The sequence below is a fragment of the Oleiagrimonas citrea genome, assembly GCF_012395255.1.
Lineage (GTDB): Bacteria > Pseudomonadota > Gammaproteobacteria > Xanthomonadales > Rhodanobacteraceae > Oleiagrimonas > Oleiagrimonas citrea.
The window spans coordinates 417,444-437,208 of the sequence record NZ_JAAZQD010000004.1; the positions used below are offsets into that span (position 1 = coordinate 417,444).

General features: G+C 66.4%; 19 protein-coding genes. 10 read left to right on the forward strand and 9 right to left on the reverse strand.

The annotated features are described in order from the left end of the window. Nucleotides 1-98 precede the first annotated feature (98 nt). Entirely contained in the window at nt 99-491 is a 393-nt protein-coding gene (locus HF690_RS11775) for a DUF1761 domain-containing protein (protein ID WP_113063629.1), read from the forward strand. A gap of 10 nt (nt 492-501) precedes the next feature. Here the strand turns inward: HF690_RS11775 and HF690_RS11780 are convergent, their stop codons facing one another. Beyond that, a complete protein-coding gene (locus HF690_RS11780; protein WP_168609575.1) occupies nt 502-1,869 on the reverse strand; it encodes an adenosylmethionine--8-amino-7-oxononanoate transaminase in 1,368 nt (455 codons plus the stop codon). A gap of 66 nt (nt 1,870-1,935) precedes the next feature. Here HF690_RS11780 and HF690_RS11785 point away from each other — a divergent pair, with 66 nt between their 5' ends. Genes HF690_RS11785 through mazG form a run of 5 tightly spaced genes read left to right on the forward strand, consistent with a single transcriptional unit; the run spans nt 1,936 to nt 5,749 of the window. Beyond that, nucleotides 1,936-2,697: a type II secretion system protein N gene (locus tag HF690_RS11785; protein ID WP_168609576.1), complete on the forward strand. Its 762-nt coding sequence runs from the start codon at nt 1,936-1,938 to the stop codon at nt 2,695-2,697. Continuing rightward, nucleotides 2,694-3,473: an inositol monophosphatase family protein gene (locus HF690_RS11790; RefSeq protein WP_205300834.1), complete on the forward strand. Its 780-nt coding sequence runs from the start codon at nt 2,694-2,696 to the stop codon at nt 3,471-3,473. The genes HF690_RS11785 and HF690_RS11790 overlap by 4 nt, the downstream gene beginning before the upstream one ends. A 26-nt stretch (nt 3,474-3,499) precedes the next feature. Continuing rightward, complete coding sequence (gene nudE, locus HF690_RS11795) at nt 3,500-4,057, forward strand: ADP compounds hydrolase NudE (RefSeq protein WP_113063626.1); 558 nt, start codon at nt 3,500-3,502, stop codon at nt 4,055-4,057. A gap of 9 nt (nt 4,058-4,066) precedes the next feature. After that, on the forward strand, nt 4,067-4,876 hold the full coding sequence (gene cysQ, locus HF690_RS11800; protein ID WP_168609577.1) for a 3'(2'),5'-bisphosphate nucleotidase CysQ: 810 nt from the start codon (nt 4,067-4,069) through the stop codon (nt 4,874-4,876). Between the two features lie 30 nt (nt 4,877-4,906). Then, a complete protein-coding gene (mazG, locus tag HF690_RS11805; RefSeq protein ID WP_168609578.1) occupies nt 4,907-5,749 on the forward strand; it encodes a nucleoside triphosphate pyrophosphohydrolase in 843 nt (280 codons plus the stop codon). A gap of 57 nt (nt 5,750-5,806) precedes the next feature. Here mazG and HF690_RS11810 read toward each other — a convergent pair whose 3' ends face one another. From HF690_RS11810 to HF690_RS11820, 3 genes are all read right to left on the reverse strand, one after another. Beyond that, complete coding sequence (locus HF690_RS11810; RefSeq protein WP_168609579.1) at nt 5,807-6,283, reverse strand: hypothetical protein; 477 nt, start codon at nt 6,281-6,283, stop codon at nt 5,807-5,809. An 88-nt stretch (nt 6,284-6,371) separates the two neighbouring features. After that, nucleotides 6,372-8,852, reverse strand: coding sequence for an ABC transporter permease (locus tag HF690_RS11815; protein WP_168609580.1), 2,481 nt, complete (start codon nt 8,850-8,852; stop codon nt 6,372-6,374). Continuing rightward, a complete protein-coding gene (locus HF690_RS11820) occupies nt 8,849-9,535 on the reverse strand; it encodes an ABC transporter ATP-binding protein (protein WP_168609581.1) in 687 nt (228 codons plus the stop codon). Before HF690_RS11820 ends, HF690_RS11815 begins: the two co-directional genes overlap by 4 nt. Between HF690_RS11820 and HF690_RS11825 the strand changes: the two genes are divergently transcribed. Further along, complete coding sequence (locus tag HF690_RS11825; protein ID WP_168609582.1) at nt 9,534-10,178, forward strand: arylesterase; 645 nt, start codon at nt 9,534-9,536, stop codon at nt 10,176-10,178. The genes HF690_RS11820 and HF690_RS11825 overlap by 2 nt on opposite strands. Nucleotides 10,179-10,449: 271 nt before the next feature. On the opposite strand, the gene HF690_RS11830 is transcribed toward HF690_RS11825, so the two are convergent. From HF690_RS11830 to HF690_RS11840, 3 genes are all read right to left on the reverse strand, one after another. Further along, entirely contained in the window at nt 10,450-11,028 is a 579-nt protein-coding gene (locus HF690_RS11830; protein ID WP_113063619.1) for a response regulator transcription factor, read from the reverse strand. Nucleotides 11,029-11,080: 52 nt separating this feature from the next. Next, nucleotides 11,081-12,343 carry an ATP-binding protein gene (locus HF690_RS11835; protein ID WP_206098351.1) on the reverse strand — a complete coding sequence of 421 codons (1,263 nt, stop codon included), beginning with the start codon at nt 12,341-12,343 and terminating at the stop codon, nt 11,081-11,083. 95 nt (nt 12,344-12,438) lie between these two features. Continuing rightward, nucleotides 12,439-13,986, reverse strand: a complete 1,548-nt coding sequence (locus HF690_RS11840; RefSeq protein WP_168609583.1) for a peptide MFS transporter — start codon at nt 13,984-13,986, stop codon at nt 12,439-12,441. 292 nt (nt 13,987-14,278) lie between these two features. Between HF690_RS11840 and HF690_RS11845 the strand changes: the two genes are divergently transcribed. Continuing rightward, nucleotides 14,279-14,650, forward strand: a complete 372-nt coding sequence (locus HF690_RS11845; protein ID WP_113063617.1) for a diacylglycerol kinase — start codon at nt 14,279-14,281, stop codon at nt 14,648-14,650. Nucleotides 14,651-14,725: 75 nt separating this feature from the next. On the opposite strand, the gene HF690_RS11850 is transcribed toward HF690_RS11845, so the two are convergent. Continuing rightward, a complete protein-coding gene (locus HF690_RS11850; protein WP_168609584.1) occupies nt 14,726-16,729 on the reverse strand; it encodes a S9 family peptidase in 2,004 nt (667 codons plus the stop codon). Between the two features lie 150 nt (nt 16,730-16,879). Between HF690_RS11850 and lgt the strand changes: the two genes are divergently transcribed. Next, on the forward strand, nt 16,880-17,809 hold the full coding sequence (gene lgt, locus HF690_RS11855) for a prolipoprotein diacylglyceryl transferase (RefSeq protein WP_113063615.1): 930 nt from the start codon (nt 16,880-16,882) through the stop codon (nt 17,807-17,809). Here the strand turns inward: lgt and HF690_RS11860 are convergent, their stop codons facing one another. Continuing rightward, the gene (locus HF690_RS11860; protein ID WP_113063998.1) at nt 17,810-18,820 is read right to left on the reverse strand and encodes a TIGR00266 family protein; all 1,011 of its coding nucleotides are present in this window, start codon (nt 18,818-18,820) and stop codon (nt 17,810-17,812) included. 131 nt (nt 18,821-18,951) lie between these two features. Between HF690_RS11860 and HF690_RS11865 the strand changes: the two genes are divergently transcribed. Beyond that, entirely contained in the window at nt 18,952-19,746 is a 795-nt protein-coding gene (locus HF690_RS11865) for a thymidylate synthase (protein ID WP_168609585.1), read from the forward strand. Nucleotides 19,747-19,765: the final 19 nt, after the last annotated feature.

Sequence of the window (19,765 nt, forward strand, 5' to 3'; positions counted from 1 at the left end):
CGGGCATGCCTTACGGCCTGCCACTTTGGTTGCAATGACAGATGCGTCCTGATTGTGGAAGCTTGTGCCCCGGTGCTGTGTGTGACGCGGGGTGAGTCATGGAAGATATCCAACTGTGGGCCGTACTCGCTGCGGCGATGTCCAGCTTCGTGCTGGGCAGTCTCTGGTACGGCTTCGTGTTCCAGCGGCTGTGGGCGCGTGAGGCGGGCGTGGATCCGGAGAAGGTGCCGCCGCTTCTGCGCACGTTTGTCGGCGCATTCGTGCTGAGTCTGCTGGCGGCGTTCGTGTTCGCGCTGTTCCTCGGGCCTTCGCCCCAGTTCCGCTTCGCGGTCGGGGCGGGTGTGCTGGCGGGGCTGTGCTGGGTCGCGACCAGCTTCGGCATCAACTACCTGTTCGCGCGGCGCAGCATGAAGCTGTTCCTGCTCGACGGCGGCTACCACACACTGCAGTTCACGCTGTACGGCGCGGTGCTGGGCGCCTGGCCGGTCTGAATCGTTCGGCTCAGGCCACCGCGCGCTCAATGCCCTCGATGGCGACGTCGACCAGATGGTCGATCTCGCTCTCGGTCACCACGTACGGCGGCATGAAGTAGACGACGTTGCCCAGCGGACGCAACAGGCATTCGCGGGTCAGGCCGTGCAGGTACACGCGCATGCCGCGGCGTTCCTCGAATGGGAACGGCGTGCGCGTGGCCTTGTCGCGGACCAGCTCGACGGCGGCGATCATGCCGGTCTGGCGCACGTCGGCGACGTGCGGGTGGTCGCGCAGCGGTTCCAGGCGCGAGGCCAGGTGCGCGGCGAGGCGACGGTTGTTCTCGATCACCGGTTCGTCGGCGAAGATCGCCAGCGTCTCCAGCGCCACGCGGCAGGCCAGCGGGTTGCCGGTGTAGCTGTGCGAATGCAGGAAAGCCTTGCCGCTGGCGTATTCGTCGTAGAACGCCTCGTACACGGCGTCGGTGGTCAGTACTGCCGACAGCGCCAGGGTGCCGGCGGTCAGGCCCTTGGACAGGCACATGAAATCCGGACGCACATCGGCCTGTTCGCAGGCGAACATCGTGCCGGTGCGGCCGAAGCCGACGGCGATCTCGTCGGCGATGAAGTGCACGTCGAACTCGTCGCAGAGCTTGCGCAGACCGGCCAGGTAGTCCGGGTGGTACATGCGCATGCCGCCGGCGCACTGCACCAGCGGTTCGACGATCACCGCGCAGACCTCGCCGGCGTTGCGTTCCAGCACGGCGCGCATGTCTTCCAGGCGGCGTGCCGCGATCTCGGTCGGCGACTCGCCCGGTTCGGCATCCCAAGTATCCGGCGACGGCGCCAGAATCGGTTCCAGCAGCAGCGGCGCGTAGGTCTTGCGGTACAGCGCCACGTCGCTGACCGACAGCGCGCCCAGTGTCTCGCCGTGGTAGCTGCCGGTCAGGGCGATGAAGCGGGTCTTCTCGCCGTGGCCCTGGTTGAGCCAGTAGTGGAAGCTCATCTTCAGCGCCACTTCGATGGCGGACGAGCCGTTGTCGCCGTAGAACACGCGATTCAGGCCCTCGGGTGTCACCCGCACCAGTTCCTCGGCCAGACGCAGTGCCGGTTCGTGGGTCAGTCCAGCGAAAATGACGTGCTCCAGCGTCCGCGCCTGATCGGCCAGGGCGTCGGCGATGCGCGGGTTGGCGTGACCGAACAGGTTCACCCACCAGGAGCTGACGCCGTCGATGTAGCGATTGCCGTCGGCGTCGAACAGCCATACCCCTTCGCCGCGCACGATGGGTACCATGGGGATGGTCTCGTGGTCGTGCATCTGCGTGCACGGATGCCACACGTGTCGAAGATCGCGCGCGGCCAGCGCGGCGTTGCCGGAGAGGTTCTTGGTGTCGTTCATGCCTAATATCATCCCCGTCCCGGGCGCTTGTACTCAAGCGGCGGACTATGGCAGGCGGGGCCGCCCGTGATCCGCGTTCGCACGCTGGTCTGGCTGCTTCCGCTGCTCGCGGCGATCATTCTGGTCGCGTTCTTTCCGGCTTCGTGGGCCTGGCGACTGGCGCGCGCGCACGCCTCGGGCATGCAGGTCGAGGCGGTGCACGGCAGCGTCTGGAACGGGCGCGCCGAAGGGGTCGTGTACGACGGCATTCCATTCGGCGAAGTGCATTGGGCATTGTCGCGGGTCGCCCTGTTCGGACGCGTGAGGCTGGATCTGCATCTGGACGGCCCGCTGCTGCAGGGGCGCGGATATTTCGAACGGCGAGATGATGCCGTGATCGGTGAGCGGCTGCATGCGGTCGTGCATGCGCAGGCGCTACCGGTGACGATCGGATCGCCCGGTCTGCGACCGATGGGCGAAGTGGTCGTGGACATTCCGCGTCTGCGCGTGCGCGGACGCTGGCCCGAACAACTGGACGGCACGGTCACGTGGTCGCAGGCGGCGCTGGTCGACGCGCAGGGTCCGGTGGCCCTGGGCACGCTGCGCGCGCGCCTGCACGAGCGCGCGGCCACGACGCTGGAGGCCCAGCTGAGCGATGACGGCGGTCCGCTGGCGCTTTCGGGCCAGGCGCAGGCTTCGCTGCTGGGCTGGCGTCTCGATGCGCGGCTGCAGGCGCGTAGCAATGCGCCGCGGCTGCGACAGGTGCTGTCGCATCTGGGCACGCTGCAGCAAGATGGCACACTGATCGTTCGTCGCGAGGGCGGCGCGGTGATGGGAGCAGCACGTTGAGCGACACGTTTTCTCTGCAGCAGGCGCTGGACACGGCGCGCGAGGCGGCACAGGCCGCGGCCGAGGTGATCCGCCACTACTGGCGGCACGGCGTCCGGGTCGAACGGAAGGCCGACGACACGCCGGTCACCGTCGCCGACCGAGAGGCCGAGCAGGCGATCCGCCGGATCATCGGCGAACGCTATCCCGACCATGCCTTCTACGGCGAGGAATTCGGCCGCCAGGGCGAGGGCGATTTCCTGTGGTTGGTCGATCCGCTCGACGGCACCAAGAGCTTCGTCCGTCGCACGCCGTTCCTGTCCACGCAGATCGCGCTGATGCATCGCGGTCAGCTGGTGCTGGGCGTGTCCTCCGCGCCGATCTTCGGCGAGACGATGTGGGCCACCGTCGGCGGCGGCGCGTTCCTCGACGGCGAGACCGTGCATGTGGCCGGCACGGACACGCTGGCGCAGGCGTCGATCTCGACCGGCAATGTCGCCACGCTGACCGCCGACGCGCGCTGGGACGCACTGGGGCAGCTGATCCGCGACAGCAACCGCATCCGCGGCTACGGCGACTTCTGTCACTACCATCTGCTGGCGCGCGGCGGCCTGGATGTGGTGGTCGAGTCGGACGTGAACATCCTCGACATCGCCGCGCTGGCGGTGATCGTGCGCGAAGCCGGAGGCGTGTTCAGCGATCTGGACGGCAACGAGCCCGGACTGGACACGCGCAGCGTGCTTGCCGCCGTGCCGGTGTTGCACGAGACGGTGCTGCGACGCCTGCAGCGGACCTGACATCCCAGCGGGCGTACAATGGTGGAATGAGCCGCAAGTATCCGATCATCCACGACACCCGCAAGGTCGAGCGCAGCCGCTTCCTGCACATCGAGGAAGTGGATCTGGAATTCTCCAACGGTGAACGGCGCACCCACGAGCGCCTGCTCAGTTCCGGGCTGGGCGCGGTCATCATCGTGCCGATGCGCGACGACGACACCGTGCTGCTGGTGCGCGAGTACAGCGTCGGCCTCGACCACTACGAACTGGGTCTGCCCAAGGGGCGCATGGACCGCGACGAGAGCGTCGAGCAGGCCGCCAACCGCGAGCTGAAGGAAGAGGCCGGTTTCGGCGCGCGTTCGCTGCGCCACATCGGTTCGCTGTCGCTGTCGCCGGCGTACATGAGCCACGTCACCAATGTGGTGCTGGCGCAGGAGCTGTATCCGGAGAAGCTCGAGGGCGACGAACCGGAGCCGCTCGAAGTGGTGGAATGGAAACTGTCGGAACTGCACCACCTGATGGCGCGCGAAGACGTCACCGAAGGCCGCTCCATCGCGGCGCTGTTCATGGCCCGCGAATACCTCGCCGGCCGGTATCGCCCCTGAAGGAAGGACATGAACGATTCCCTGCGCGGCGACGCGCTGACCGCTTCCGTCATCGACATCGCGCGTCGCGCCGGCGATGCGATCCTCGGTGTCTACAAGCGCGATTTCGACGTCGAGCAGAAGGCCGACGACTCGCCGCTGACCGAGGCCGATCTGGCTTCGCATCGCATCATTGTCGACAGCCTGCGTGCATTGACGCCGGAGATCCCCGTGCTGTCGGAGGAGTCGGTCGACATCGCCTGGGAAACCCGGCGCGGCTGGGAACGCTACTGGCTGGTCGATCCGCTCGACGGCACCCGCGAGTTCGTCAAGCGCAACGGGGAGTTCACCGTCAACATCGCCCTGATCGAGGGCGATCGCAGCGTACTCGGCGTGGTGCAGACGCCGGTGACCGGCGACCTGTACTACGCGCGCCACGGCCACGGTGCGTTCCGGCAGGAGCGTCCCGATGAGGAACCGCAACGGCTGCAAACGCGCCAGGCCGCCGCGCCGCTGACCATCGCCGGCAGCCGCTCGCACGGCAGCGCGCGGCAGCGCGAACTGCTGACGCGGCTGGGCGAGCACGAGCTGATCGCGCGTGGTTCGTCGTTGAAATTCTGCCTGGTCGCACGCGGCGAGGCCGATCTGTATTTGCGTGCCGGTCCCACTTCCGAATGGGACACGGCCGCCGCGCATTGCGTGCTGGAAGCCGCGGGTGGCGACGTGCGCACGCTGGACGGCGAGCCGTTGCGCTACAACCGCAAGGACTCGCTGCTCAATCCCGAATTCATCGCCGTCGGCGACGCCGACATCGACTGGGCCGCGCGCCTGGCGTCGTGACGGCCACGCAACCATCGCGGAACTCGAAGCATGAGTAACCCCCGTTCCATCGACGAACTGCTGACGATCATGGCGCGCTTGCGCGATCCCGAACACGGCTGTCCGTGGGACGTGCAGCAGGACTTCGACTCCATCGCCGCCTATACGATCGAGGAAGCCTACGAGGTCGCCGATGCCATCGACCGGCGCGACTACGATGACCTGCGCGACGAACTCGGCGATCTGCTGCTGCAGGTGGTGTTCCACGCGCGCATGGCCGAGGAAGCGGGGGTGTTCGATTTCGCCGACGTGGTCGGATCGATCAGCGACAAGATGGTGCGGCGTCACCCGCACGTGTTCGGCGATGCCTCCTTCGAGGATGCCGAGGAACAGACGCGCGCCTGGGAGCAGATCAAGGCGGACGAGCGGCGCGACAAGGGCGAGGAAGATCGCAGCGCGCTGGCCGGCATCGCGCGCGGCCTGCCCGAGTGGAAGCGGGCGCTGAAGCTGCAGAAGCGCGCCGCGGCCGTGGGCTACGATTGGCCCGATCACCGTCCGGTGCTGGAGAAGGCCGACGAGGAGCTGGCCGAAGTGCGCACCGAGTTCGACGCCGGCGGCGATGCCGCGCGTCTGGAGGACGAGATTGGCGACGTGCTGTTCGTGCTGGTCAACCTGACGCGTCACGCCAAGGTTGATTTCTCGCGTGCGCTGCGCCATGCCAACGCCAAATTCGAGCGCCGCTTCCGGCGCATGGAAGCTCTGGCGGAGGCGTCGGGCACGTCGATGGCCGAGCGCGACCTGGACAGCCAGGAAGCCTTGTGGCGCCGGGTGAAGGACGAAGAGCGCGAAGGCGAAGACGCGGCGTCGTCCAATCGCGTCGAGTCGGCTCCCTGAAAGAAAAAGCCCCGACATCGCGTGATGCCGGGGCGTCGGTCCGATGGGCGGGTCGGATTACTTCGGCGCTTTCGCCTTCATGGCGTTGAGGCGCGTCAGGTTCTCGTTGAGGCTCTTGCGCAGCGTGGCGATGGCCGCGTTGGGGTCGCGCGGACGCATCTGCGCGCGGGCCAGCGCGTCGTAGGCGTAGTTGCGCACCATCGGATTCTGGGTCTTGCTCAGCACGTCCTTGTACAGCGCCGGAAGCTGGTCGGCCTTGCCCGCTGCCCGGTACAGACGCGACAGCTGACGCAGGTCGGAAATCACCGCACCTGCCGGACCGCCGCGACGACCCATGCGATGCATGCTGTGCTTACCGTGGCGATGCTGGCCCATGCGGCCCTTCCAGGCATGCGGCACGCCCATCTTCATGGGCTGGTTCGCCGGGGCCGGCGGCGCGGGCGGGGCGGGCGGAGCGGTTTGCTGCGCCAGGGCGAGGCCGCCTGTGGCGATCAGGGCGGTAGCGAGCGCAGACAGCAGAAATTTGCGTTGCATGGTGCGTTTCCTCGTTCGGGGGTGTGAACGGGAAAACGCGACAGGGCCGTGAACGGTTGACGTATGCGCGCGGTGGGATAGTTTCCGTTCAGCTGCGGCGCAACAGTTCGAGTGGCGATGTGCGGATCACCCGGCGGGTACCGGCCAGGCCGATCAGCATCACGCTAAGGGCCGCAGCTGCGGCGGCGACGAGCAGCGGCTCCCACGGTGGCAGATAGCCCGGAATGCGGAACACCCCGCGTGCCAGCCACAGACCGGCCCCGGCCGCGCCCACTGCCGCAGTGATGCCTGCGATCAGGCCGAGCAGGGCGAATTCGCAGGCGGCGGCCACGTGCAGTTGCGACTTGTGTGCGCCCAGGGTGCGCAGCAGCGCCGCCTCGTGCTCCCGCTCACGCGCGCTGGAGGCCAGTGCCGCGGCCAGCACCAGGATGCCGGCCAGCAGACTGAAGCCCAGCACCCAGCGCACGGCGACGTTGACCCGGTCGATGATGCCGCGCACGCGGTCCAGCAGGGCGTTGACGTCGATCAGGCTGAGGTTGGGGTAGTCGCGCGACAGCGTCGCCAGTGCGCCGGACTGGCCGCGAGGCAGATGGAAGCTGGCAATCCAGGTATGCGGAAGCCGGCTCGCGTGCGCGGTGTCCAGCAGCAGGAAGAAGTTGACCTGGAACGAACTCCAGTCGACCTTGCGCACGCTGGACACAGTCGTGGTCAGCGTGGCTTCGCCGACCTGGAAGGTCATGCGGTCGCCCGGTTTCAGCTGGAACAGATCGCGCCAGCGTTCGTCGATGGAGACCATCGGCGTCGGCGGATCGGCACCCTGCCAGGTGCCGGCGACGACGCGGTTGGAGGAGGGCAGCGCGGCGGTCCAGGACAGACGCAGTTGACGGTCGGCCCAGCGCTTGGCGTCCGGATTCGGCAGTGGTCTCTGGTCGATGGGCTGGCCATCGATCGACACCAGCTTGCCCACGGCCAGCGGCAGCATGTTCAGGCCGTCGGCATGCAGATCGCGCAGCGCCTGCTCGAAGCCGGCGCGCTGATCGTTTTGCAGGTTAAGCACGAACCAGTTGGGTGTGTCCGGTGGCAGTTCGTTGCGCCAGCCCTGCAGCAGCGACGGCGCGATCACGCCGAGCAGCAGCAGGGCGGTGAGTCCCAGTGACAGCGCCGTGGCCTGGATCAGGCTGAGTCCGCGCCGGCGCGCCAGCGCAGCCAGACCTAGACGCAGTCCCGGATGCGCCCCCGGGGCGATGCGGCGCGCCAGCCACAGCAGCAGAAGCGACAGCAGCACCGCCGCGGCGACCACGCCGAACAGGCTGGCGGCCAGGATCGGTCCCAGTCGCGCGTTGCCGGCCTGCAGCCAGATCAGCGCCACGGCGACCAGGACTGGCAGCAGATAGAGCACGTCGAACCGCCGCACGCGTCGCGCAAGGCTGCGGCGGAATACCGCCACCGGCGCGACGTCGGCCAGACGCGCCAGCGGCGGGAAGGCGAAACCGATCAGCACGGCCAGTCCCATGCCGGCTGCCGCCCATGCCGGCAGCCAGGGCAGTTGGGTCGGCACACGGGTGAGCAGTTCGCCAGCGAGGTGCCAAGCCAGTTGCGAAAGCCCCAGCGCCAGCACGCTGCCGAGCGCCAGCGCCGGTAGCGCGAGCGCGGCCAGCGTGGCGGCCAGCAGACCCAGCACGCGCCGGCGTGGCGTCCCCAGTGCGCGCAGCAGGGCGACCTCGTCGGTCTTGCGGCGTGCGTAGCGCTGTGCGGCCAGCGCGATGGCGACGCCTGCCAGCAGGGCGGCCAGCAAGGCTGTCAGGCGCAGGAACGCACCGGCGCGGTCGAAGGCGGCGCGCATACGCTGCTGGGTGCTTTGCGGCGTAATCAGGCGCTGCCCCTTCTGCAGCAGCGGGCGCACTTCGGTGACGTATTGCCGAATTTGCGGCGGTTCGCCCGCGACCAGCAGATCGTGACCGGCGCGGCTGCCCATACCGAGCAGCCCGGCGCGATGGGCGTCTTGCAGATTCATCACCGCGCGTGGCGCCATCGTGACCAGCTGGCCGCCATCGGGCAGCGCGTTCAGCTGCGCCGCGATGCGCAGCGTCTGTCCGCCGAGCTGCACCGGCTGGCCAATGGTCAGGTGTAGGTCCGTCAGCGCGCGATGATCGAGGTACACCGCGCCGGGCGCGGGACCGTGAGCAGCTTGCTCGTGGCCCTCGGCGTCCTGCACCCGCAGTCGGCCGCGCAGCGGATAGGCGGCATCGACCGCAGTGACGTCCAGCAGCTGATTGCGATCGCCGGCGAAGGCGACGCTGGGGAATGTGGCGTCCCGGCTGATCTTCAGGCCCAGTTGCTTTGCGCGGGCCGCGAACGATTCGGGCAGCGGCGACGCGCCGTGGACGCCGACATCGCCGCCGATGAGTTCGGCGGCGCTGGCGACGATGCCGTGTTCGACCCGTGCCGACAGCGTCGCGACCACACCCAGCGCGGCCACGGCCAGCACCAGCGCCGCCGCCAGCGTGCGCAGCTCCGGCAGGCGCCATTCGCGGCGCAGCGTGCGCAGGGCCAGGCGCAGCAGTTTCATGCCGGCTCCCGCAGGCGTCCGTCGTCCAGTTCAGCCACGTGCATGCAGTGATCCGCCAGCTGCGTGTCGTGGGTGACCAGTACCAGTGTCGTAGCGTGGCTGTGGTTGAGTTCGAACAGCAGCTCGCAGACCTTGTTCCCGGTGCGGCGGTCGAGGTTGCCGGTCGGTTCGTCGGCGAACAGGATGCGCGGTTGGTGCACGAAGGCGCGCGCCAGCGCCACGCGTTGCTGCTCGCCACCGGACAGCTGGTGCGGATAGTGGCTCCGGCGAGCGCCCAGTCCGACGGCGTCCAGCGCGTCGCGCGCGCGGGTGCGCGCGTCTTCGGCACCGTCCAGTTCCAGCGGCAGCATGACGTTCTCTTCGGCGGTCAGGGCGGGCATCAGGTGGAACGACTGGAACACGAAGCCGACCAGCTGCCGACGCAGGGCCGCGCGGGTTTCCTCGTCGCTGTCGTGCAGGGGGTGGCCGTCCAGATGGATCTCGCCGCTGCTGGGCGTGTCCAGGCCGGCCAGCAGGCCGAGCAGGGTGGTCTTGCCGGAGCCGGATGCACCGACGATGGCCAGGCTCTCGCCCTGCGGCACGCGCAGCGTCACGCTGTCGAGGATGTCGATGCGACCGGTCGGTCCCACGACATGCTTGCTAACATCGCGGGCATCGAGCGCCACTTTGTCGGATTCCGTCATGCGTCGTCTTCCCGTGTTGCTGAATGCCCTTTGGACCCTCTGCATCCTGGCGTCGTTTGCGCTGCCTGCACAGGCGGCTGCGCCGCGTACGGTGCTGGTGCTGGGGGATTCGTTGTCTGCGGCCCACAATATCGCCGCCGAGCAGGGATGGGTCCATCTGCTCGACGGCCGTCTCCAGAATATGCGGCCGTCGTGGCGGGCAATCAATGCCAGCATCAGCGGCGAGACCAGTCTGAGCGGACGCAACCGTCTGCCTGCATTGCTGAAACAGTACCGACCGCAGATCGTGGTGCTGGAACTTGGCGCCAACGATGGACTGCGCGGGCTGCCGCTGGACCGCATGCGCGATAACCTCGCGGCCATGATCGAGGCCAGTCAGAAGGCCCACGCGCGCGTGCTACTGCTGGGCATCGAGCTGCCGGTGAACTACGGCCCGCGCTATCGCGATGCCTTGCGCAAGGTCTACGTCGATCTGGCCCAGCAGTACCACACGGGGCTTGTGCCGTTTCTTCTTGATGGCGTTGCGCTCGATCCCGCCCTGATGCAGGCGGATGGCCTGCATCCCACCGCGGCCGGCGAGCCGCGTGTGCTGAAGAATGTCTGGGAGGCCCTGAAACCGCTGCTGGACGCTGCGCCGCGCTGATCCGGCTCGCTGCAGTAAGGGGCCGTTGAGACGGTCCGGGTACAACCTGGTGGAGCGCGTCGATTACGAGAAGGCGCTGTAGTCGCTCGGCGTCATCAGCTATCTCGCACCGGTCAGCGATTCCCTGCTTGGCAAGTACCGTAGTGCGGACGATCTTGGCAAGAACGCGCTGACGCCCGGTGCTGTGGCAGGATTGGCGGGTGCGACGCAGCTGAAACTGGATGCCGAGCAGATCGTGCGTCTGGATCGCGTCAGCGCGTGCGGCTGAGGTTCATTCGTCGCGTTCGTGCGGCCGCTCGCGAACAGGGTGCTTGGCGAGCTTTCGTTGCAGCGTGCGGCGATGCATGCCGAGCCGGCGAGCGGTCTCGGAGATGTTGCCTTCGCACTCGTTGAGCACGCGCTGGATGTGTTCCCATTCCAGGCGGCGCAGCGGCAGCGGGCCGGAGGTCGTGCCGACAAGATCGTCGTTCTCGCCGTGGTTTTCCTGCTGCCCGCCCGTCAATGCGCGGACAACCGCATCGGCGTCGACCGGCTTGGACAGGTAGTCATGCGCGCCGCGCTTGATCGCTTCCACGGCCGTGGCGATGGAGGCGTAGCCGGTCAGCAGCAGGATGCGCATGCCCGGTGCCTGACGGCGCAATTGCGGAATCAGCTGCAATCCGCTCTGCTCGCCCAGCTTCAGGTCCAGCACGCAGTAGTCCGGCTGCAGGCGCTGCACCTGTGCCAGAGCATCGTCGGTATCGTGGGCGATCTCGATCTGGAAGCCGCGCGAGGCGAGCGCGCGGGCGAGCACGCGGGCAAAAGTGACGTCGTCGTCGACGATGAGCAGTTTGGCGTCGGAAGCATTCATGATGGCGGAAAGTGTACCGGATGCGTGTGCAGTTGCCGTTGCTTGTGCGGCTTCAGTAGACCGAAATCGGCAGGCGCAGACGGATTTCGCCGCCTCCGTCCACGTTGTGCGCGACCAGTTCGCCGTCCATGCGTTCGGCGGTCGCCTCGGCCAGCGCCAGGCCTAGACCCAGGCCAGTCTGCTTCTGGGTGTAGCCCAGTCCAGTCAGGGTGTCGAGATCGGCGAAGCCGGGACCGTGATCGCGCACGGCGAGCTCGAACCAGGGGCCGTTGATGCGTGCATCGAGGAACACTTCGTCGTGTCCCGTGCTGGCGGACGCGTCGGCGGCGTTGTTGAGCAGATTGATCAGCGCGTGGCACAGGCCGGGCTGCATGTGCAGGATGAATTCGGGCGGCGCTTTCAGCGTGAGTTGTACATCGGTCTCCGGGCGCAACAGGCGGAAGCGCTGCAGACAGTCCTGCACGAAGCGCTGCATGCTCACCTTTTCCGGGGACTGCGACAGTTGCGCCTTGCCGAAGCTGACCATCTCGCGCAGGCTGTCGCGGCAGCGCTCGACCTGCGACTGCAGCAGCTCCAGGTCCTCGTTGAGCTGTGCATCGTCGGTGTGCTCGCGGCGCAGTTCGGGCAGCAGGGTGCGCATGGTCGAGAGCGGCGTGTTCATCTCGTGCGCGGCACTGGCGGCCTGGGTGGCGATGGCGAGGATGCCTTCGTCGCGTAGCGCACGTTCGCGGATACGCTGCACCTCGCCCTGCTGATCGCGTAGCGCCTGCGCCAGCCGCGAGATGAACACGCCCAGCAGCAACGCCATGATGATGAAGTTCATCACCATGCCGGCGACCAGCAGGCGGAAATCGGTGAAGCCGTAGGTGTGGATTGGCGGCAGCGGCATCGACCACAGCAGCAGAACCAGGTAGGCCAGTCCGCAGATCACCGCCACGCCCAGCACGGCGCCGGTGGACAGCGCCGCCGCGCTGAGTCCGATCGGCACCAGCATCAGGGTGATGAACGGATTGCTCGCGCCGCCGGTCAGGTACAGCAGGTAGCTCAGCACGAGGGTGTCGACGAGGATGTGGCCGACGCATTCCAGTTCGCTCAGCGGCCAGGTTCGCTGCAGGCGCCAGGCGGCGAAGACGGCGAAGATGGCCAGTGCGCCGACACCGATCAGCAGCGCCAGCAGCGGGATCGCCATGTCCAGCCACAGGTAGACGATGAAGATGCAGATGCACTGGCCGGCGATGGCTGAGATCCGCAGCCAGGCCAGGGAGCGGGCCAGTGCGCGCGGTCCGGTGCGCAGAGCGTTGGAATGGGAGTGCACGGAGATTCGCCTGTTGGAAGCGGCTTCATCCTAGCGCAAAAGAAAAGGGCCGCCGGATGTACCAGCGGCCCTTTGCGAAGCGTATTGCCTCGAACTTACTCTTCCGAGCCGATCGTCGGCATGCCGGTATCGGTGGCGACGTTGTGCTCGTGATGCTGCATGTTGAGCTTGCGCATCAGTGGCAGCACGGACAGCGCGATCAGGGTGCAGATCACGCCGGCCACGCCCAGCTTGAAGAACAGGTTGGTGTAGATGGGCATGGTCTGCAGCGGCTCGGTGATGTCTCTGGGCACGCTGGCGTAGTTCGCCACGACGCCGCCCAGGTACTGCGAGATGCCCGAGGCCACGAAGTACGCGCCCATCATGAAGCCGCCCATGCGCGCCGGCACGTAGCGGGCGATCATGGCCAGACCCAGGCCGCTCACGAGCAATTCGCCCAGCGAGGAGAAGCCGTAGCCCCAGACCATGATCCAGGAGCTGGCCTTGCCCGGCTGCGTGGTGAAGTGCGGCGCGGCGCTGTAGATGAAAAAGCCGATCGCCACCGCGGCGAAGCCGAGGGCGAACTTGGCGGCGATGGACAGATCCTTGCCCTTGTTGCCGGCGCTGGTATACAGCCACGCCAGGATCGGGCTGAGGACCATGATCCAGATCGGATTGAAGGACTGGAACTGCGCCGGTTTCCAGGTCCACAGATGGGCGCCGAACAGATTGAAGCTCCAGTCGACGTTGCGCAGCGCGAACAGATTCAGCGAGGTCGACATCTGCTGGTAGAAGACGAAGAAGAACACCGTCTGCACGGTCAGCACCAGCGCGGCGATCAGGCCCGGTCGCTCGTTCTTCTTGCCGATCACGATCAGGTAGATGAAGATCGCGGCGACCACGATGCCGGCGAGAATCACGAAGGCGCGCGCGACGCCCTCGTAGTTGAGGATGACGGCCGCGGCCAGCACCGCCAGCGCGCTCAGGCCGAGCACCGCGCCGAGTTTGCCCCACTGCACCGGCTTGTCGTCCGCCGGCGAGCCGACATGGCTCATGGTCAGGCGCATGAAGGAGTAGTTCAGCAGGCCCAGGAGCAGGCCGAAGCAGCAGACCGCAAAGGCGGCGTGCCAGCCCAGTTCGTGGCCCCAGGTGTCGTTGACGTAGTCCTTGATCCAGGGCGTCAGCAGCATCGAGATGGTCGAGCCGATGTTGACCGCCATGTAGTAGATGGTGAAGGCGCTGTCGATCTTGGAATCGTCGCCCTCGTAGATCTTGCGCACCAGGTTGCCGGCGTTGGGCTTGAACAGGCCGTTGCCGACCACGATCACGCCCAGCGCGAAATACAGGAACCACACGCTTTCGGTGGGCACGGCCATCAGCGCGTAGCCGGCGGCGAGGATGGTGGCGCCCAGCAGCATGGTGCGGCGGGTGCCGAGAATCTTGTCGCCGACCCAGCCGCCGATGGCGGGAGCGACGTAGATCAGGGCGGCGGCGGCGCTCCAGGTCAGATTGGCGCGATCGTCGGCGAAGCCGAGACGCTGGACCATGTAGTAGATGATCAGCGCCTGCATACCGTAGTAGCCGAAGCGCTCCCACATCTCGATCAGGAACACGGTCGTGAACGAGCGTGTTTGCGAAACAGGTGCTTGTGGTGCGTTGCTCATAATGTTTCCGCTGTGACGGTCAGTTGAACCCTGACGGCGCGCAGCCGCCTCCCCAATGTCGTGCTTTCGTATCGTGCCTTCTGCGAGGCACATTTCCTCAAGAGTACCTGATCGGCACGCGCTTCCTTGATGCGGTGCAGCATGGCAAAGTGCGCCGATCGAGGCGTGATCCCGGATGCGTATGGCATCATGCCGCGCTTACGGGAACGTGCTGCGGACCGTGTGTCGCTGCCAGCGTCTGGCGCGGTTGCGCGAGCGCTCGTTCCCACTTGTGCAAATCGGGAAACGAACCATGGCCAGCACCGAATCACGCGGTCCGCGACAAATCTGGAAAGCCTTTACCTGGTCGGCGAAGGGGTTGTCCGCGGCTTATCGGCACGAGGCCTCGTTCCGGCTGGAGCTGTACCTGTCCCTGGTGCTGATCCCGCTCGGCCTGTGGCTGGGCAACGGCGCGGTCGAGAAGATCCTGCTGGCCGGCACGCCTTTGATGGTGATGAGCGCGGAGTTGCTGAATTCGGGCATCGAGGCGGTCGTCGACAAGGTCAGCCCGGAATTCCACGAGTTGGCCGGACGCGCCAAGGACATGGGGTCGGCGGCGGTCTTCCTGCTGATGCTGCTGGTCGCGCTGTGCTGGGGGCTGCTGCTCGGACCGCGCCTGTTCTGAACCGCAGTTCCGCGAATCATGAAAAAGGCCCGCGTGAGCGGGCCTTTTTCATATCCGGATGCGGGTGAACCGATCTCAGTTCGATGCCTGCGCCGGCTTGGCCACCGGTGCACCGGGGCCGATGTTCGTCTTCAGGAAGGCGAGCATCTTGGTGAACAGATCGATGTTGTTCTGTTCGTCGTAGAAGCCATGGCCCTCTCCGGACTTGGCCATCCACTCGACGTGCTTTCCTGCCTTCTCCAGCGCGTCGCGCATTTCCTTGGCGCCGGCGTAGGGCGCGCGGGTGTCGTCCTTGCCGTGGACCAGCAGCACGGGAACATCGATCTTGCCCGCCTGGGCGACCGGGGAGTTGTTCTCCAGCGCGTTCGGATCGTCGCCGATCACCATGTGCAGGTAGTTGCGCCCGCTGCGGAGATAGCGGATGTCGCCCTTGTGGTACAGCATGTCCAGGTCGTAGACACCCGCGTAGCCGATGGCGCACTTGAACAGCTTGGGTGCGCGCACCACGGTCATCATCGCAGAGTAGCCACCGAAGCTGGCGCCGTACACGCAGATGCGATTCGGATCGGCGTACTGCTTGGCGATGGCCCATTTCACGCCGTCGATCAGGTCCTGCTGAATGCGGGTACCCCACTTCATGTAGCCGGCCTGCTCGAAGGCCGGGCCGCGTCCGCCCGAGCCGCGGAAGTTGACCTGCAGCACCAGATAGCCGCGGCTGGCGAGCATTTGCGCGTCCCACGCACCATCGGTGAACAGCCAGTCGTCGTGGATGCCGTACGGTCCGCCGTGCGGGAGCAGGATCATTGGCAGGTTCGACGGGTTGCGGCCTTTGGGCAGGGTCAGGATGCCTTCGAGCATCAAGCCGTCGCTGGCCTTGAAGCGGAACGAGCGGCGCTCGGACATCTGCTGCGGGTGGATCCACGGTGCTGCATCGAACAGCTTGCGCACCTTGTTGTGGTGCCGGTCGAGCAGATAGTACGAACCCGGATTGCGATCACTGAGCGTCGAGAACAGCAGGGTCATGCCGTCCTGGCTGAAGGCGATGAAGTTGACGTACTGCCCGGGGAACGCCTTGCTCAGCGCCTTGTACAGCTTGGCCGAGGGCAGTTGCGGCTGCAGGAAGTGCGCCTTGGGGATGCCGGTGAGGTTGGTCACCGCGAACAGCTTGTAGGGCGGTGGCGACCATTGCGAGCCGCCGAAACTGGCGAACGGGTCGGCGGTCAAGGTAACCGGATGGCTGGCGTCCGCGTCGGCCTGGATCAGGCGGTATGGGCCGCCATCCTTGCTGGAGTAGGCATAGATCTTCTTCTCGTCCGGGGTGTACGCGAACGGTTTGAAGTGCGATCCCACGAGCTTATCCGGCAACGGAGTCCAGTGGCCGTCGATGTTGCGGAAGGCGCGGAAATCCTGTTGTGTGTTGACGCCGAAGGCGTAGGTGGCCTGACCCGCCTTGTCGATCAGGAAATTCATGCCGCCTTGGTCGATGTCGGAGACCAGATGGCGCGTGTTCCGCGCCGCATTGACGTTGTAGATCGAGCTGATGTTCTCGTTGTCCCACAACGAGACGTCCATATAGAAGTGATCGTTCGGTTTGTCGGGAAGACCCGCGAGCGTACCGAAGCCCTCGTCGCGCGCGCGGTTGGCCGCGCGTTTGCCCTTGGCGTCGTAGCCGTAGAGGTAGCGCTGGTTCTTGCCGTCGTAGTCGGAGGCGATGATCTGGCCGAGATTGATGGGCTTGCCGATCGACCCCATGGCCTTGCCCTTGGTGATGACCAGACGCGTTGCGCTGACCCAGGTGATGTCCAGGGGCAGTTCGTACTGCGGCATCTTCAGGATGCTGATGACGTGCATGTCGGCCAGTCGGTAGACCACGACCGAGTGATGCGTGCCGTCAGGATCATCGGTTCGAACGGCGAGGTACTTGCCGTCCGGGGACAGGGCAGGGTCGCTCAGTTCGGGATGGCGCGCGAAGTCCTTGAGCGGAATCGTCGCAGTGGATGGAAAGGCCCAGGCGGCGCCGATGCTGAAGTACAGGCAGCACGAGCACGCGGCCAGAAGGCGCAAGAAACGCTTTTGCATGAAATCCCCCAATTGGCTTTTGGAACAAGCTCACCCCGCCACGATTATAGCTTCGACAGCATGGCCGACCACAGGGCGGCTTCAGCGTGCGGGACTGGCTTCGCGCGTCAACGTCGCTAAACTTGTGCTTTGCGCGCGGATTTCTCGTCCATGATTCAACCCTTCGTTGACCACATCGATCCGGTTGCCCTGCGTCTGGGGCCTCTTCAGGTGCACTGGTACGGATTGATGTACCTGCTGGGATTCGCCGCTGCCTGGTTCCTCGGCGAACGCCGCCGTCGCAGAGGGTTCCTGCCGGTCAGCGCCAACGCCTACAGCGATCTGCTGTTCTTCCTGATGATGGGCGTGATCGCCGGTGGGCGCATCTGGTACATGGCGACCTACTACCGCCCGGCGGACTGGCTGTGGACCGACCCGCTGGCGCTGTTCCGCATCTGGGACGGCGGCATGTCGTTCCACGGCGGGCTGCTCGGTGTACTGCTGGCCGGCTGGTGGTGGTCGCGCCGCCACAAGGTGCATCCCATGGACACGGTCGATTTCGTCGCGCCGCTGGTGCCGATCGGTCTGGGACTGGGGCGGCTGGGCAATTTCATCAACGGCGAACTGTGGGGCAAGCCGACCCACCTGCCGTGGGCGGTCATGTTTCCGGATGCGCGCAATGAGGATCTGGAGTTCCTGGTTCATCATCCGGGCTGGCAGGCGACTTGGCAGCGCTACGGCATGCTGCCGCGGCATCCCTCGCAGCTGTACGAACTGCTGCTGGAGGGCGTGGTGATGTTCACCGTGCTGTACCTGTACTCGCGCAAGCCGCGGCCGCGGTTCCGCATTTCCGGATTGTTCGCGCTGATGTACGGCTGCTTCCGTATCGCGGTTGAATTCGTGCGCATGCCGGATCCGCAGTTCGGCCATCATGGCTTGCCTGGCTATTTGTTCGGCACGAACTGGGTCACGATGGGGCAGGTGCAGTCCGTGCCGCTGGTGCTGGTCGGCCTGTGGCTGCTGTGGCTCTCGCGTCGGGCGCCGGTTCCGGAGCGCCGGGTCGTGCAGGCGGAAACGAAGCCCGACGCCGAGAAGTCCTGATCAGAAGTTGCGGTCGCCGCCGAGCAGGTCGCCGAGACCGCCGAGAATCGAACCTTCGCCTCGCCGTTCGCCGCCGCCCTGCGGTGCGGCGGCGAGCATGCGGCCGGCCATGCGCGAGAACGGCAGCGACTGCAGCCAGACCTTGCCGGGGCCGGTCAGCGTGGCCAGGAACATGCCCTCGCCGCCGAACAGCATGCTCTTGATGCCGCCGACGGTGCGCACGTCCATGCTCACGGTGTCGTGGAAGGCGACGACGCAGCCGGTGTCCACGTCCAGGCGCTCGCCGGCTTTCAGCTCACGTTCGATCACGGTGCCGCCGGCATGGACGAAGACCCAGCCGTCGCCTTCCAGTTTCTGCATGATGAAACCCTCGCCGCCGAACAGGCCGGTGAGGATGCGGCGCTGGAAGAAGATGCCCAGCTGCACACCGCGCGCGCCGGCCAGGAAGCTGTCCTTCTGGCAGATCAGGCGGCCGCCGTGCTCGGACAGTCTCATCGCCATCACGGTGCCGGGGTAGGGCGCGGCGAAGGCCACGTGCGCCTTGCCCGCGCCGCCGTGCGTGAACACGGTGGTGAACAGGCTCTCGCCGGTGACCACGCGCTTGCCGGCCGACAGCAGCTTGTCCATGAAGCCGCCGCCCTGGCCGCTGTGCGAGCCGTCGCCGAACACGGTGTCCATGTTCACGGCTGCGTCCTTGTACATGAGCGCACCGGCCTCGGCGACGGCGCTTTCGCCCGGGTCCAGCTCGATCTCGACGAACTGCATGTCAGTGCCGACGATGCGGTAGTCGATCTCGTCGGCACTGCCGGTTGCCATCGGCGGCGGAGCGGCAGGGGGCGCGATGGCGCTGCCGCCGGTGCGCAGTTCGGGCGTGTCGGCAATGCGCTGCCAGGCGCCGAAGCCTTCGCGCCAGCAGTGTCCTTCGGGGCGGCGGGCCGCCTGTTCGCGGGCGGCGGCATCGTCCATCGGGCCGACCTGTTCGCCGTTGTAGCTGAAAAACCACTGGGCCATGTGCATTCCTTGTGCGGGAGTGGAGACCCTCGATTCTAGGCGGGGCAAGGGGCACATTCGAGTGACGCTCGTCATGCCCCGGCGTTTCCCTCGCTCGCGACCGGACGCTGCGCTTGGGCTATCCTTGCGGCATGCAGACCTACCTCGATCTTCTACGCCATGTCCTTGATCACGGCACGCCCAAGTCGGATCGCACCGGCACCGGAACGCGCAGCGTGTTCGGCTGGCAGATGCGCTTCGACCTGCGGCAGGGTTTTCCGCTGGTCACGACCAAGAAACTGCATCTGAAGTCCATCGTCCACGAACTGATCTGGTTCCTGCGCGGCGACACCAATATCGCCTACCTGAAGGAGCACGGGGTGCGTATCTGGGACGAGTGGGCCGACGAGAACGGCGATCTCGGCCCGATCTACGGCAGGCAGTGGCGTGCCTGGACCGCCGCCAACGGACAGGTGGTCGACCAGATCGACTGGGTGGTGCGCGAGATCGCCCGCAATCCGGATTCGCGGCGTCTGATCGTGTCCGCCTGGAATGTCGGCGATTTGCCGAAGATGGCGCTGATGCCGTGCCACACGATGTTCCAGTTCTACGTTGCGGACGGGCGGCTGTCCTGTCAGCTGTACCAGCGTTCGGGCGACATTTTCCTGGGCGTGCCGTTCAACATCGCCAGCTATGCGCTGCTCACGCACATGGTGGCCCAGGTCACCGGACTGGAGGTGGGTGACTTTGTGCACACGCTTGGCGATGCGCATCTGTATTCCAATCACGTCGAGCAGGCACGCGAGCAACTGACCCGCACGCCGCGACCGCTGCCGCGTCTGAAACTGGCGCCGCAGGTTCGTGCGCTCGGCGATTTCCGCTTCGAAGACGTGCAGTTCGAGGGGTACGAACCGCACCCGGCCATCAAGGCCGTGGTGGCGGTGTGAACGAAGACTTCATGGTGCG

Excerpts from the sequence above, each read along its gene's own strand:
- HF690_RS11845 (WP_113063617.1), top strand. The coding sequence starts at position 14,279 with ATGGCCAGCACCGAATCACGCGGTCCGCGACAAATCTGGAAAGCCTTT.
- HF690_RS11850 (WP_168609584.1), bottom strand. The coding sequence starts at position 16,729 with ATGCAAAAGCGTTTCTTGCGCCTTCTGGCCGCGTGCTCGTGCTGCCTG.
- HF690_RS11780 (WP_168609575.1), bottom strand. The coding sequence starts at position 1,869 with ATGAACGACACCAAGAACCTCTCCGGCAACGCCGCGCTGGCCGCGCGC.
- HF690_RS11825 (WP_168609582.1), top strand. The coding sequence starts at position 9,534 with ATGCGTCGTCTTCCCGTGTTGCTGAATGCCCTTTGGACCCTCTGCATC.
- HF690_RS11820 (WP_168609581.1), bottom strand. The coding sequence starts at position 9,535 with ATGACGGAATCCGACAAAGTGGCGCTCGATGCCCGCGATGTTAGCAAG.
- cysQ (WP_168609577.1), top strand. The coding sequence starts at position 4,067 with ATGAACGATTCCCTGCGCGGCGACGCGCTGACCGCTTCCGTCATCGAC.
- HF690_RS11830 (WP_113063619.1), bottom strand. The coding sequence starts at position 11,028 with ATGAATGCTTCCGACGCCAAACTGCTCATCGTCGACGACGACGTCACT.
- HF690_RS11810 (WP_168609579.1), bottom strand. The coding sequence starts at position 6,283 with ATGCAACGCAAATTTCTGCTGTCTGCGCTCGCTACCGCCCTGATCGCC.
- mazG (WP_168609578.1), top strand. The coding sequence starts at position 4,907 with ATGAGTAACCCCCGTTCCATCGACGAACTGCTGACGATCATGGCGCGC.
- HF690_RS11815 (WP_168609580.1), bottom strand. The coding sequence starts at position 8,852 with ATGAAACTGCTGCGCCTGGCCCTGCGCACGCTGCGCCGCGAATGGCGC.
- HF690_RS11865 (WP_168609585.1), top strand. The coding sequence starts at position 18,952 with ATGCAGACCTACCTCGATCTTCTACGCCATGTCCTTGATCACGGCACG.
- lgt (WP_113063615.1), top strand. The coding sequence starts at position 16,880 with ATGATTCAACCCTTCGTTGACCACATCGATCCGGTTGCCCTGCGTCTG.
- HF690_RS11840 (WP_168609583.1), bottom strand. The coding sequence starts at position 13,986 with ATGAGCAACGCACCACAAGCACCTGTTTCGCAAACACGCTCGTTCACG.
- HF690_RS11860 (WP_113063998.1), bottom strand. The coding sequence starts at position 18,820 with ATGGCCCAGTGGTTTTTCAGCTACAACGGCGAACAGGTCGGCCCGATG.
- nudE (WP_113063626.1), top strand. The coding sequence starts at position 3,500 with ATGAGCCGCAAGTATCCGATCATCCACGACACCCGCAAGGTCGAGCGC.
- HF690_RS11775 (WP_113063629.1), top strand. The coding sequence starts at position 99 with ATGGAAGATATCCAACTGTGGGCCGTACTCGCTGCGGCGATGTCCAGC.